11 protein-coding genes are annotated in these 12917 nt (G+C 68.8%); 6 read left to right on the top strand and 5 right to left on the bottom strand.

Annotated features, from left to right (window positions below):
* Positions 1-85 precede the first annotated feature (85 nt).
* Positions 86-946, bottom strand: coding sequence for a YeiH family protein (locus EV666_RS14365; RefSeq protein ID WP_132009429.1), 861 nt, complete (start codon positions 944-946; stop codon positions 86-88).
* Positions 947-1051: 105 nt separating this feature from the next.
* On the opposite strand from EV666_RS14365, the gene EV666_RS14360 reads away from it, so the two are divergent.
* Positions 1052-1927 carry a LysR family transcriptional regulator gene (locus EV666_RS14360; protein ID WP_132009426.1) on the top strand — a complete coding sequence of 292 codons (876 nt, stop codon included), beginning with the start codon at positions 1052-1054 and terminating at the stop codon, positions 1925-1927.
* A gap of 30 nt (positions 1928-1957) precedes the next feature.
* On the opposite strand, the gene EV666_RS14355 is transcribed toward EV666_RS14360, so the two are convergent.
* Positions 1958-2170 carry a heavy-metal-associated domain-containing protein gene (locus EV666_RS14355; protein ID WP_132009423.1) on the bottom strand — a complete coding sequence of 71 codons (213 nt, stop codon included), beginning with the start codon at positions 2168-2170 and terminating at the stop codon, positions 1958-1960.
* 431 nt (positions 2171-2601) lie between these two features.
* Between EV666_RS14355 and EV666_RS14350 the strand changes: the two genes are divergently transcribed.
* The 3 genes from EV666_RS14350 to EV666_RS14340 all read left to right on the top strand — a co-directional run bounded on the left by EV666_RS14350 (position 2602) and on the right by EV666_RS14340 (position 7644).
* Positions 2602-5073, top strand: coding sequence for a heavy metal translocating P-type ATPase (locus EV666_RS14350; protein ID WP_132009420.1), 2472 nt, complete (start codon positions 2602-2604; stop codon positions 5071-5073).
* A 187-nt stretch (positions 5074-5260) separates the two neighbouring features.
* Positions 5261-5671 carry a Cu(I)-responsive transcriptional regulator gene (cueR, locus tag EV666_RS14345; RefSeq protein WP_132009417.1) on the top strand — a complete coding sequence of 137 codons (411 nt, stop codon included), beginning with the start codon at positions 5261-5263 and terminating at the stop codon, positions 5669-5671.
* Between the two features lie 59 nt (positions 5672-5730).
* Complete coding sequence (locus EV666_RS14340; RefSeq protein ID WP_132009414.1) at positions 5731-7644, top strand: PAS domain-containing sensor histidine kinase; 1914 nt, start codon at positions 5731-5733, stop codon at positions 7642-7644.
* A 51-nt stretch (positions 7645-7695) separates the two neighbouring features.
* On the opposite strand, the gene alkB is transcribed toward EV666_RS14340, so the two are convergent.
* Positions 7696-8346, bottom strand: a complete 651-nt coding sequence (gene alkB / locus EV666_RS14335; RefSeq protein ID WP_132009411.1) for a DNA oxidative demethylase AlkB — start codon at positions 8344-8346, stop codon at positions 7696-7698.
* Positions 8347-8431: 85 nt separating this feature from the next.
* Positions 8432-8989, bottom strand: a complete 558-nt coding sequence (locus EV666_RS14330; RefSeq protein ID WP_132009408.1) for a TetR/AcrR family transcriptional regulator — start codon at positions 8987-8989, stop codon at positions 8432-8434.
* Positions 8990-9366: 377 nt separating this feature from the next.
* Here EV666_RS14330 and EV666_RS14325 point away from each other — a divergent pair, with 377 nt between their 5' ends.
* Together EV666_RS14325 and EV666_RS14320 are read left to right on the top strand one after the other, a co-directional pair.
* Positions 9367-10863, top strand: a complete 1497-nt coding sequence (locus EV666_RS14325; RefSeq protein ID WP_132009405.1) for an MFS transporter — start codon at positions 9367-9369, stop codon at positions 10861-10863.
* A gap of 232 nt (positions 10864-11095) precedes the next feature.
* Positions 11096-11479: a YbaN family protein gene (locus EV666_RS14320; protein ID WP_132009402.1), complete on the top strand. Its 384-nt coding sequence runs from the start codon at positions 11096-11098 to the stop codon at positions 11477-11479.
* A gap of 151 nt (positions 11480-11630) precedes the next feature.
* Here the strand turns inward: EV666_RS14320 and EV666_RS14315 are convergent, their stop codons facing one another.
* Positions 11631-12893: a Glu/Leu/Phe/Val family dehydrogenase gene (locus tag EV666_RS14315; RefSeq protein WP_376886233.1), complete on the bottom strand. Its 1263-nt coding sequence runs from the start codon at positions 12891-12893 to the stop codon at positions 11631-11633.
* Positions 12894-12917 lie beyond the last annotated feature (24 nt).

Raw genomic sequence — 12917 nt, 5'->3', positions numbered from 1 at the left:
CACAAACCGCCTCGTCATGAGGCTTTATAATTGACCCGACTGGCCTACTTTTAAACCGGTGAATGGCCTCTTTTTATTCCGGTGTTTACATCATGAAAGCGGCGATGAACCAGGGCAGCGCATGCAACGCGCCAGGCTGACGGCGCCCGGCCCCCCGCTCCCTGGTCGCCGGCTGCGGCGCCAGCCTGGGAGCCAGCAGCGACAGCAGCAGGCAGACAGGCCCCAGCATCAGCACGCGCACCAGCTTGACCAGCGCCCCCATGTGCATCGCCGTGGTTCCAAACGGCGCGGCGGCGGCCAGCACCTGCGGCACGGCGTAGACGGTGAGACCGGTGAGCGCGCCATAGCCGACGGCGCCCATGCCCAGCCACAGGCCGAGCAGCGGCAGACCCAGCACCACCAGCACGCCCAGCACCGCCGTGAAAGCGATGGAGGCGGCCACGTCATTGCTGTCCGCGTCGATGACCGGGGCGACGGCGGCGATGGCGGAATTGCCGCAAATCGAATTGCCACAGGCGATCAGCAGCGCCATGCGGGTCGGCAGCCGCAGCAAACGGCAAATACCGAAGCTGATCACGATGGCCAGCGCCACCACGGCGGCGACGCCGGCGATCATCCCTGGCCCCGCCGACAGCAAGGTCGCGGTGCTGACCGAAACGCCGAGCAGCGCCACGCCCAGCTCAAGCAGGAAACGGGCGCTCCAGGCGACGCCCGGCTCCCACTCCGGCCCCGGGCTCCAGAAGCTGCGCACGGCGGCGCCAGTGAGAATCGCCAGCACCATCGGCTCCAGCCACGCCTTGCCGAACAGCGTCCGCTCGCCCGCCTCCAGCGCCAGGGCGATGGAGCCCACCAGCACGCACAGGGCGACGCCCGGCGCGAGCGCCCGCCCGCGGGCGAAAGCCAATCTGGCGAAACCACAGAACTGGCGGCTGGTGACGGCGGTCATGGAATGTCCTTTCGCGGCGCATCCTGGACGCGGCGAACCAATCATTCCAACGCATCGTTCTTGTCGTTATAATCAGTTAACCGGATCAATTGGCGAAGCGGTTCCATGACCCTTGAACAGTTGCGCATTTTCGTCGCCGTCGCCGAGCGCGAGCACGTCACCGCCGCCGCGCGGGCCCTGCATGTCTCGCAGTCAGCGGCGTCGGCGGCGATCGCGGCGCTCGAGGAGCGGCACGACGTGCGGCTGTTCAACCGGGTGGGGCGTGGCGTCGAACTCACCGACGCGGGGCGCATCTTCCTGCCCGAGGCGCGGGCCGTGCTGGCGCGGGCGGCGGCGGCGGAGCAGGCGCTCGACGAATTGCGGGCGCTGACGCGGGGCAGCCTGCGGCTGGTCGCCAGCCAGACCACCGCCGCCTACTGGCTGCCGGCGATTCTCGCCCGCTACCGCGCCGCATATCCGCGCATCGCCATCAGCCTGGACATTGGCAATTCCGACCAGGCGGCAAGTCGCGTTCATGACGGCGACGCGGACTTCGGCGTGGTGGAGGGGCCGGTGGATGATCCGGCGCTGGCGGTGTTCCCGATCGGCGCCGACCAGCTGCAACTGGTGGCGGCGACGCCATTCGCGCAGGCGCCCAACGCCGCGTGGTTGCGCGCGGCGCGCTGGGTGATGCGCGAGCGCGGCTCCGGCACGCGGGCGGCGCTGGAAGAGGCGTTGCGCGGCCAGGGCGTCGATCCGGCGGAGCTGGACGTGGCCCTGGTGCTGCCCTCCAACGAAAGCGTGCGCACCGCGGTCGAGGCCGGCGCCGGGGTAACGGCGCTGTCATCGCTCGTGGTCGGCCCGTCGCTGGCGGCCGGCGCGCTGCACGCGGCGCCAAGCAATTTCGGCGCGCGGCTGTTTTACGGCCTGCGCCACAAGGAACGCTACCGCAGCCGCGCCGCCGACGCGCTGGTCGAACTGATCGGCCCGTGGCAGGGATGAACGGCTGTTGGCGCGGCGCGGGCGCTGGCCTTACGGCCTGTCGCCGGCTTGCGCCACGGCCGGATAGCCCGCATCGGCGAGGGCGCGCAGGACAGCCGCCGCGTCGGCGGCGCCGGTGACGCGGGCGGTATGGGCCGGCAGATCGACCGCGACCTGCGCGCCGGCGGCGACCGACTGCACCGCTTTGGTGACCGTGGCGGCGCAGTGGCCGCAGGTCATGTCGGGAATGTGAAGAACCAGCATGGTCATCTCCTGAAACCGGATTGGCTCATGCCACTCAACGCCTTCCAGCAGATGGAAGGTCAAGCATGATTTTTCGTGACCGGCGTCGCCAGGCCCGCCGCCGGAACCGCTGTCAGCCCCCTTTTGCCGGCAGGTGGGAAAAAGTCCGCCGGCGACCTGTTGACCTTCCAGTTGCAGGAAGCCTTACACCACCATTTCAACGGGACGGCGCGCCTGGCGCAGAGGGGGAAGCTTCTCCCTGGCCAGCCGCGACGGTTCAGTGGCGCGGGCCAGCCGCGACGGGCCGGTTCGGCCCCAGGCGCGCCCCGGCCGGGCGGGCGCTGGCTGCCAACCGGCGGGTTTGCCCGCGTGTGATGAATTGAGGCATTTTTCCGCCCATTGGCGTTGTCCAGGCGGAGGATGTCTCCCGACAGGCCAGAGGAGGCCAGGCGATGAACGCCATTACCGAAGCCGACGCTTTCCAGCGGCGCTTTCCCGTGACGGGAATGACCTGCGCCTCCTGCGTGCGCCGGGTCGAAAGCGCCATCAGGGCGGCGCCGGGGGTTATTGACGCATCGGTCAACCTGGCGACGGAGAGCGCCGATGTCGCCCTGTCGCCGGACGCTGACCCCGCCCCGGTGATCGCCGCCATCCAGCGGGCGGGGTACGACGTGCCCGCTGAAACCCTCCAGATCGACATCGACGGCATGACCTGCGCCTCGTGCGTCGGGCGCGTTGAAAAGGCCCTGAGCGCCACGCCGGGCGTCGTCTCGGCCGCCGTCAACCTGGCGACCGGACGCGCAACCGTGCAGGCGCGCGCCGGCGCGGTGGACCAGACAGCCCTCGCGGAAGCAATCCGCAAAGCCGGCTATGAACCGCGCGCGGTCACCGCCGACAGGGCCGCCGACAGCGCCGACCGCGATGCGGCGCGGGCGGCGGACATGGCGCATTTGCGGCGCGACCTGATCATCGCCGCCGCGCTCACCGTCCCGGTGTTCCTGATCGAGATGGGCGGCCACGCCATCCCTGCCCTGCACCACTGGCTGGCGGGCAGTTTCGGGCAGCAAAATCTGCATATCATCAGCTTCGTGCTGACGACGCTGACGCTGTTTGGGCCGGGCCTGCGTTTCTTCAGCAAGGGCGTCCCCGCCCTGCTGCGCCTCGCGCCGGACATGAACTCGCTGGTGGCGATCGGCGCGGCGGCGGCATGGGGCTACTCAAGCGTCGCAACCTTCCTGCCGCAGGCGCTGCCGGAGGGCTCAGCCCACGTGTATTTCGAAGCGGCGGCGGTCATCGTCACGCTGATCCTGCTCGGACGCTTCCTGGAGGCGCGGGCCAGGGGGCGGACCAGCGACGCCATCCGCCATCTGATGAACCTGCAGCCGCTGGTCGCCCACGTGCAGCGCGACGGCGTTTTCGTCGAAACCCCGCTGGAGGCGGTGGCGGCGGGCGACGTGTTGCAGGCGCGACCTGGCGACCGCATCGCGGTGGATGGCGTGGTGCTCTCCGGCGCCTCGCATGTGGACGAGTCGATGATCTCCGGCGAGCCGGTTCCCGTGGCCAAGAGCGAAGGTTCGGAGGTAATCGGCGGGACCATCAACCAGGCCGGCGCCTTCACGTACCGGGCCGAGCGGGTCGGCGCCGACACGGTGCTGGCGCAGATCATCCGCATGGTGGAGACGGCGCAGGGCGCCAAGCTGCCGATCCAGGGCCTGGTCGACCGCATCACCATGTGGTTCGTGCCGGCGGTGATGGCCGTCGCCGCCATCACGTTTGGCGTCTGGCTGGTCTTCGGCCCCCAACCGGCGTTGAGCTTCGCCCTGGTCAATGCGGTGGCGGTGCTGATCATCGCCTGCCCGTGCGCCATGGGCCTCGCCACGCCGACGTCAATCATGGTGGGCACGGGCCGCGCCGCGGAGCTTGGCGTGCTGTTCCGCAACGGCGAGGCGCTGCAATCGCTGGGCGACGCAAAGGTCATCGCCCTCGACAAGACCGGCACGCTGACCGTGGGCAAGCCGGCCCTGACCGACCTCGACGTCGCGCCCGGCTTTGACCGCGCTGAGGTTCTGGCGCTGGTCGCGGCGGTGGAAGCCCAGTCCGAGCATCCGGTGGCGACCGCGATCGTGACGGCGGCGCGCGAACAGGGGCTGACGCTGGCCGACGCCAGCGACTTCTCCACCGACGTGGGCATGGGCGTGAAGGCGCGCGTCAGCGGCCGCGACGTCGCCATCGGCGCGGCGCGCTACATGGCGCAACTGGGCGTCGCCGTCACGGCGCTGGAAGCAGACGCGGCCCGCCTCGGCGCCGAAGCGAAGACGCCGCTCTATGCCGCCGTCGATGGCCGGCTGGCGGCGATCATCGCCGTCGCCGACCCGGTGCGGCCCACCACGCCGCGCGCCATCCAGGCGATGCACGCCCTTGGCCTGAAGGTGGCGATGATCACCGGCGACAACCGGCGCACGGCGGAGGCCATCGCCGCGCAACTGGGCATCGACGACGTGGTGGCGGAGGTGCTGCCGGACGGCAAGGTGGCGGCGCTCAACCGCCTGCGGGAGGCCCATGGCGCGGTGGCCTTCGTCGGCGACGGCATCAATGACGCGCCAGCGCTGGCCGAGGCCGACGTGGGCGTCGCCATTGGCACGGGCTCGGACGTCGCCATCGAAAGCGCTGACGTGGCGCTGATGTCCGGCGACCTCAACGGCGTCACCAACGCCATCGCCCTGTCGCGGGCGACGATGCGCAATATCCGCCAGAACCTGTTCTGGGCCTTCGGCTACAACGCGGCGCTGATCCCCGTGGCGGCGGGCGTGCTGTATCCGGCGACCGGCCTGCTGCTGTCGCCGATGCTGGGCGCCGGCGCCATGGCGCTCTCCAGCGTGTTCGTGCTGGGCAACGCCCTGCGGCTGCGCAAGTTCAACCCGTGACGCCAGACCGCGAAGGCGCCGGGGCGTCCGCGGCCAGCGAAGCGCGTAAACGTATGACGCAACAGTGAGTGGAGCACGCTTGGCGGCGTCCGCGTCGCCAGGCTTGAACTTCCAGTTCCGGGAACCTTATATCGGGAGCGGCTCCGGCGCCCCTGGCCGCCGGGCCGCATGATCGCAGGAGGCCATCATGAACATTGGCGCCGCATCGCAACAGTCCGGCCTTCCCGCCAAGACCATTCGTTACTACGAGGACATTGGCCTGCTGACGCCGGACCGGGCCGGCAATGGCTATCGCGACTATTCCGCCAGCGACGTCCACCGCCTGCGCTTTCTCCAGCGTTCGCGCAGCCTTGGCTTTTCCGTGGAGGAATGCCGGCAGCTGCTGTCATTATATGGTGACCGCAGCCGGGAAAGCGCCGACGTCCGCGCCATCGCCAAAAGCAAGCTGGCGGAAATCGAGCGCAAGCTCACCGAACTGGCGGAACTGCGCGATGCGTTGCGCCACCTGGTGCGCAACTGCCATGGCGACAACCGCCCGGAATGTCCGATTCTCGACGACCTCGCCGGCCGCGATAACGCCCGCCCCGCCCGCGCCTGACCGGCGTGTTCCTTGCGGAGCGAAGCGTTGGTTGCGCTGTTGACTTGCGTGCAGACAGCATGGAACTTCAACCAGAAGGCACGGCGGCTCGTTCCTTCCTGAACAGAGATGCGATGGAAGATGTAAAAGACACGCCCGGATCGATGGCCGAACGCATTCATGCGCGCGACTGGTCGCGATCGCCCGCTGGCCCGCCGGGCTCCTGGCCGCCGGACATCCAGAGCCTTTGCCGGATCATGTTGCGGTCCGCCACCCCCATGGGCCTGCTGATCGGCCGCGCCGGCGCGTTCATTTACAATGACGCGGTGCGGGCGCTGATCGGCGAGGCCTATGACGACGTGCTGGGCCAGCCGATCGTCAAGGTGTTCGACGGCGTCGACGACTTCTACCTTCCGTTGCTGGACAGGGTGTTCGAAGGAAAATCGGCGGTGTTTCGCGACCTGCCGTTCCGCCTGTTCCGCAATGGCGCCTGGGAAACCGGCTGGTTCGACCTGGAATACACCCCAGTGGTTGACGCGCATGGCGTCATCCATGGCGCGCTGGTCATCGGCAACGAAACCACCGGGCGGGTGCAGAGCTACCAGGACCTGCGGCTGGCGCGCGACAAGCTCGATCACGCGCTCGACGCCAGCGGCATCGTCGGCGCCTGGACCATTGATTTCGCCACCGACACCATGCATGCGGATGACCGGGTGGCCAGATTGCTCAATGTGCCGCCAGACATCGCGCGTGGCGGCGCGGCGACGGAGCTGTTCCTCGCTGGCGTCTATCCGGATGACCTGCCGCAGGTGCGGGCGGCGCTCGAGCGGGCGCGAACCAGCGGCGTCTACATGTGCCAGCACCGCGTTGTCGGCCCCGACGGCGTGCGCTGGATTGCGGCGTCCGGCCGCGCGGGGCGCCTGCCGGATGGCGAAGGCGCGGCGGCGTTCACCGGCGTGGTTGTCGACGTCACCAGCCAGATCGAAACCGCCGCGGCGCTGGCCGAGAGCGAACAGCGCTTCCGCACCTACACCGAGGCGCTGCCGCACATCGTGTTCAGCTGCAACACGGACGGGCGCACGACCTATCTGAACCGGCGCTGGTATGAATTCAGCGGCCAGCCGGAAACAGCGGAAACGGTGGCGGACTGGCTGACCTGCGTTCACCCGGACGACCAGGCGGAGCTGCTGGCGAGCTGGCGCCAGGCCCTTGCCAGCGGCGAACCCTGCCGCAGCGTCGCCCGCCACCGGAACGGGGCCGGCGCGTATCGCTGGGCCAGGGCCGTGGTGCTGCCCATCCGCGATCAGGCGGGCGCCATCACCAGCTGGATCGGCACCCTCACCGACATTCACGAAGCGCGCCTGCTGGAAGCCGAGAAGGAAACGGTCTCCCATGAGCTGGAGCACCGGATCCGCAATCTGTTCGCACTGGTTCAGGGGCTTATCAGCATCACCGCCCGAGAGGACCATACCCTCCAGTCGTTTACCGGGCAGCTGCGCAGCCGCCTCAGCGCCCTGCACCACGCCCACGGACTGGTGCGCGATGGCGCGGCCAGTCCGGGGTCCGGCTCAAGCTCGCTGTTGTGGCTGATCAGGGCGTTGCTCGAGCCCTACGCCTCGGGCCGGAACCGCGCCTCCGTCAGCGGCGACGACGCGACAGCGCCCGCCAGGGCGATCACCTGGCTGGCGCTGATCTTTCACGAACTGGCGACCAACGCGACGAAATATGGCGCGTTCAGCACGACGGACGGCGCGGTCACCGTGACCTCCGAACGCATCGGCGAGATCTTGCGGATCACGTGGAAGGAAACCGGCGCTCCCCCTACGGCGCAGGCCGACAGCGCGCGCAATGGCTTTGGCTCACGGCTTCTCGGCATGATCGTGGAGGGCAACCTGCGCGGCGCCATCCGCCGTTCGGTGGAGCCGGACGGCGTCAGGGTCGTGCTGGAGCTGCCGGCGAGCGCCTTCGGCCAGGATGCGACCAGTCCAGGCTGAGCGGGGAAGCGTACGGAGCCGCGTGGCCAGCATCCGCTCCCGGCGGGCGCATCACAGGGCGCCGCGAAAGGTCAGATTGTAGCGCAGCCCGCCGGTCAGCGGGTGCTCGCCGTCCTTCAGCCGCAGCACGCCGTGGTAATACAGCCGTGACGGCCCGCCCCAGACCACCACGTCGCCGTGACGCAATTCGTATTTCCTTACCGGGTCGCTGCGGGCGGCGCCGCCGAACTGGAACGTGCAGGGCAGCCCCAGCGACACGGAAACGATGGGCCGGGAGAAATCCTGCTCGTCCTTGTCCTGATGCAGCGACATGCGCGCCCCGGGCGCGTAGCGGTTGATGAGACAGGCGTCGGGCGCGAAATCCGGAAAGCCGGCTTCCGCGGCGCTGGCCTGGGCGAGCGCGGCAAACACCTCTGGCATGGGCGGCCACGGCGCGCCGCTGGCCGGATCGCAGCGCTCGTAGCGGTAGCCGCGCCGGTCGGTGACCCAGCCGGCCTCGCCGCAACTGGTCATGGCCACGGACATCTCGAAGCCGCCGGGGGTGCGCATGTGGCGGAACGGCGCTTCAGCCGCGACGGCGGCGATGCCGGCCAGCAGCTCGCGCTCGCTGGCAAGGGCGCGGCCGCGCAGCAGCACGGCGCCTGGCCCCATGTCCTCCCGCGCGGGGCCGGAAGCGGCGCCGGCCAGATCAAACAGGTCCATGTTGTCGCCTCCATCGCCCAGGAAACCGCCAGAAGAAAACTGCCAGAGGAAAACCGGAAAGGCTTCGGCAGAGACTTCCGTGGGCTCAGGCTCCTGTTTCCCCCCCGCCGGCCGCCGTGGCGGCGATGTCCCTGAATATGGCGTCCCATTCGGCGTCGTCCATGTCAACGAGGCCGAAACTGCGCAGCAGGAACACGCCTTCCGTCGCCAGGAACGCAAGGCGCAGCGCCCCCGCGTCGGCGCCGGAGGCCGCGATCTCCCGCAAACGGGCGGTGTACCAGGTGCGGGCCTCGGCGCGCTGGCCGGCGCTCATGGACAGCGCGGCGAGCATCACCGCGGCGCGGTCAGCGGAGGCCAGGCCGGACTGCGCCGTCGCCGCCACATGCGCCCGCACCTGGCCAGCGATGGTGCCGTCGTTTTCCGGCATGGCGGCGACCTCGCCGTCAAACTCCGCCTCCCAGCGGTCGATCATGGCGCGGATCATGGCGTCGCGCGAGCCGAAGCAGTACTGGACGCCGCCCTTGCTGATTCCGCCAGCGCGGGCAACGGCTTCGATTGTCAAACTGTTGATACCTTTCTCGCGTATCACAGCTTCCGCGGCGTCCAGAACCGCGTTCCTGTCGATGGTCTGCCTGCGTCCCATGGCGCGCGCGCACCTCTCTCATGGAGCGACCCGTTCATACCGAACCGGCTTTCGCCCTGTCCTTCTGGTTCACCGCGTTTTCCCGGCGCGGGGCGATCCGCGCTTCACGCCGGGGAGAACGCTCTGGATATGCGGCCGCCGGACCCGGATGCCAGAGCGTTTTTCTGGCGTCCCTGGTCCAGACATTTCCGGCCCAGCGGCCGCGGCCCCGTCATGCAACGGCATGACTGAAAAGGGGAATTTCTCCGATGAGCGGCTCGCCGCTGGCCGGAGCAAAACTGCCCCCTTTTCAATCCATACGTATGGATTTATAAAGTAAGCGTACTTTTCGCAACCTCCGGTGGCTGTGAGAGAAGCCCCGGACACAATGGTGACCCATGTATACCCCCAATCGCTGGATCGTCCTTGCGATCGCATCCAGCGCGCTACTGCTTGTCGTCATCGACATGACAGTGCTCTATACGGCCCTTCCCACCCTTACCCATGACCTGAACGCCACCGCGTCGCAAAAGCTCTGGATCGTCAACGCTTATGCGCTTGTCGTCGCCGGCCTGCTGCCGACCGCCGGCGCCCTGAGCGACCGCTACGGCCACAAGCCGATGCTGCTGGCGGGTCTCGCCATTTTCGGCGTCGCCTCCATCTTCGCCGCCTTCGCGCCGGACGCCGGCTCGCTGATCGCCGCCCGCGCCGCGCTGGCCGTGGGCGCGGCCGTGATGATGCCCACGACCCTGTCGATCATCCGCATCGCCTTCACGGACGAGCGCGAACGCGCCATGGCCATCGGCGTCTGGGCCTCGATCGCCTCCGGCGGCGCCGCCCTTGGCCCGGTGGTCGGCGGGGCGCTGCTGTCATGGTTCTGGTGGGGCTCGGTGTTCCTTATCAACGCGCCGATCGTCATGCTGGCGCTGGCCGGCGGCGCCTGGCTGATCGCCCCGTCGCGCCCCAACCCGGCGCGCCGGATCGACCTGATCGGTTCGGCCCTGGCCATGGCCGGCGTCATCGCCCTGGCCGTCGCCATCAAGGAGATCGGCTCCGGCGCGCGGTCGCTTCCGGTGGTCCTCGGCGGCTTCGCCATCAGCGGCGCGACGCTCACCCTGTTCGTGCGACGCCAGCAGGGCATGGCCGTGCCGATGATCGACTTCCGCATGTTCCGCAAACCGGCCATCGCCATGGGCATGCTGGTGGCGCTGCTGACCTCGGTCGCCATGATTGGCGTTGAGCTGGTCTACAGCCAGCGCCTGCAGCTGGTTCTCGGCCTGTCGCCGCTGGAGGCGGCCCTGTCGATCCTGCCGCTGCCGCTTGGCGCGCTCGCCGCCGGCCCCCTGGCCGGCATGCTGGTTGGCCGCGTCGGCGCGCCGCGCGTGATGTGGACCGGCATGGCTGTCGCTGGCGCGGCGCTGACGCTGTTCATCGTCGCGCCCGCCCAGGGCCAGCTCACCCACGCCCTGTTGCTGGCGGCGGCGAGCGGCGGCCTTGGCGGCGCCATGACGGCCGCTTCTGCGGCAATCATGGGCAACGCGCCGGCAGACCACAGCGGCATGGCCGCGTCCGTCGAGGAGGTGTCTTACGAGCTGGGCGGCGCCATCGGCGTCGCCGCCATCGGCGGCGCGCTCTCCGGCCTGTACTCCAGCGCCATGGGCGCGGTCGCCGGCGCGCCGGCTGCGGCCCGCGACAGCATCGACGGCGCCCTGCGCGCCGCCGGACAGATGTCGCCGGACATGGCGGCGACGCTGCTGAGCGAGGCGCGACTGGCCTTCGACAACTCGTTCTACGCCGTGCTTGGCATGGCGGCGGCGCTGGTGCTGGCCACCGCCGTGCTCGTCCGGGTGGCGACGCGCCACATGCCGGCCCCGGCCAGGGTTCGCGCCGGATAATCCGGCCCGCTTCTGATATGACGGAAGGCGGGAGCCACCGCGGCTCCCGCTTTTTTATCGCATGCCGACAGTTTGCGCGGGCAACGGGAAACCTTTAGAGCGTCTTTCCAGCAAGGCGGACGCCCGTTGCGTCAGGCGATGCCCGTTTGTCGCCAGGAAAACACGCCGCCGCACAATATGGCCGTGCAAATGGCCGCCATGACAGCGGAGATCCGGACTGGAACGCTGGAGCCTGAAGCGCTTTTTGTGGGCCACCCTCGGCGTCAGCTTCGTCGCCATCGGCCTTGTCGGGGCTGTGTTGCCGGTGCTGCCGACGACGCCGTTCCTGATTCTGGCCGCCGCCTGTTTCGCCCGGTCCTCGCCGCGCCTGGAAGCCTGGTTGCTCCATCACCGCCGTTTTGGCCCGCTGCTGCGCGACTGGCGCCGGCATCAGGTGATTCCCCCGCGCGCCAAGCGCCTTGCCTGTGGCGGCATGACGGTTGGTTACGGGTTCTTCTGGTTCACGACCGGGCCTGGCTGGCCACTGGCCACGGCCGTCGCCGCGCTGATGCTGACGGGCGCCGGCTATGTGCTGTCACGCCCGTCAAGGCCGCCGCCGCCAACAGCACCACCATAAAAAAGGCGCGGCCCTGAACCGGACTCCGCCTGGCTGGCGAAATGCTGTTCAGGGCCGCGCGGCGCATGGCGAAAGCTCCGGCCTGATCAATGCGCTGGTTCAGTGCGCCGGTTCAATGCGCGATGAGCGGAGCTCATCGCGCATTCGGGCGTCAGGACGCGAAGTACTGCTGGGTGCCGTGCGCCTCGATGGCTTCGGCGAGGCGGCCAAGGGCGTGCACATAAGCGGCGCTGCGCACGCTGATGTTCTTGTCCCTGGCCAGGTTCCAGATCGCCCGGCCCTCGACTTCCATATTGCTCTTCAGGCGCTGGTGGATCTCCCCAACGGTCCAGTAGAAGCCCTGCCGGTTCTGCACCCACTCGTAATAGGAGACGGTGACGCCGCCGGCGTTGGCCAGGATGTCCGGCAGAACGACGATGTTCTTTTTGAACAGGATGGCGTCAGCCTCGGGGGTGATCGGGCCGTTGGCCAGCTCGACCACGACGCGGGCCTTCACCTCATCGGCGTTGCTCTCGTTGATGAGATCTTCCATGGCGGCCGGCACCAGGACGTCGCAGGGCACGCTGACGATGTAGTCCGGCGGCAGCGCCTCGATGCCGTTGGAGCCGGCGAGCGAGGTCAGCCGGTTGGCGGCCTTGGCCTCCAGCACCGCCTCGACGTCGAGGCCATCGGGGCAATACAGGGTGGCGCGCGAGTCGGAGACGGCGACGACCTTGTAGCCGACATCCGCCATCAGGCGGGCCATGTGGGTGCCGGCGTTGCCGAATCCCTGGATGGCGACCGTGGAGCCCGGGGCGACGCCCAGTTCCTTCTCCAGGTGGCGCACCAGATAGAATCCGCCGCGCGCGGTGGCGTCGTCACGCCCGAGCGAACCGCCAAGGGAGATCGGCTTGCCGGTGATCACGGCCGGCGAATTGCGGCCGACGATCGAGGCGTATTCGTCAGCCATCCAGCCCATGATCATGGCGTTGGTGTAGACGTCCGGCGCCGGAATGTCGCGGTCAGGGCCAACGATATTGGCGAAGGCCTGCATGTAGGCGCGCGACAGGCGCTCAAGCTCGGCCTTCGACAGCAGATGCGGATCGACCTGCACGGCGCCCTTGCCGCCGCCATACGGCAGGTTCATGACGGCGCACTTGAAGGTCATCCAGAACGCCAGCGTCTCCACCTCGTCCATGCTGGCCTGCGGATGGAAGCGGATGCCGCCCTTGGTGGGACCGCGCGTGTCGTCATAACGGCAGCGCCAGGCCATGAAGGATTTGCGGGAGCCGTCGTCCATGCGCACCATCAGGCGCATTTTCGTGGTTTCGCGCGGGTACTTCAGCTTCTCAAGGACGTCCGCGTCGAGATCAAGATACCGGGCCGCGTCATCAAGACGGGTGAGGGCCTGCTCAAGCTGGGACTTTTCCATGATGTTCTTCCTGAAACCTTTGCCGGG

The sequence above is a fragment of the Camelimonas lactis genome (assembly GCF_004342915.1).
Classification (GTDB): domain Bacteria; phylum Pseudomonadota; class Alphaproteobacteria; order Rhizobiales; family Beijerinckiaceae; genus Camelimonas; species Camelimonas lactis.
Note: the sequence above shows the minus strand (reverse complement) of the source record. Positions and strands in the feature narration are given on the sequence as shown.

Excerpts from the sequence above, each read along its gene's own strand:
- EV666_RS14365 (WP_132009429.1), bottom strand. The coding sequence starts at position 946 with ATGACCGCCGTCACCAGCCGCCAGTTCTGTGGTTTCGCCAGATTGGCT.
- EV666_RS14360 (WP_132009426.1), top strand. The coding sequence starts at position 1,052 with ATGACCCTTGAACAGTTGCGCATTTTCGTCGCCGTCGCCGAGCGCGAG.
- EV666_RS14355 (WP_132009423.1), bottom strand. The coding sequence starts at position 2,170 with ATGCTGGTTCTTCACATTCCCGACATGACCTGCGGCCACTGCGCCGCC.
- EV666_RS14350 (WP_132009420.1), top strand. The coding sequence starts at position 2,602 with ATGAACGCCATTACCGAAGCCGACGCTTTCCAGCGGCGCTTTCCCGTG.
- cueR (WP_132009417.1), top strand. The coding sequence starts at position 5,261 with ATGAACATTGGCGCCGCATCGCAACAGTCCGGCCTTCCCGCCAAGACC.
- EV666_RS14340 (WP_132009414.1), top strand. The coding sequence starts at position 5,731 with ATGGAACTTCAACCAGAAGGCACGGCGGCTCGTTCCTTCCTGAACAGA.
- alkB (WP_132009411.1), bottom strand. The coding sequence starts at position 8,346 with ATGGACCTGTTTGATCTGGCCGGCGCCGCTTCCGGCCCCGCGCGGGAG.
- EV666_RS14330 (WP_132009408.1), bottom strand. The coding sequence starts at position 8,989 with ATGGGACGCAGGCAGACCATCGACAGGAACGCGGTTCTGGACGCCGCG.
- EV666_RS14325 (WP_132009405.1), top strand. The coding sequence starts at position 9,367 with ATGTATACCCCCAATCGCTGGATCGTCCTTGCGATCGCATCCAGCGCG.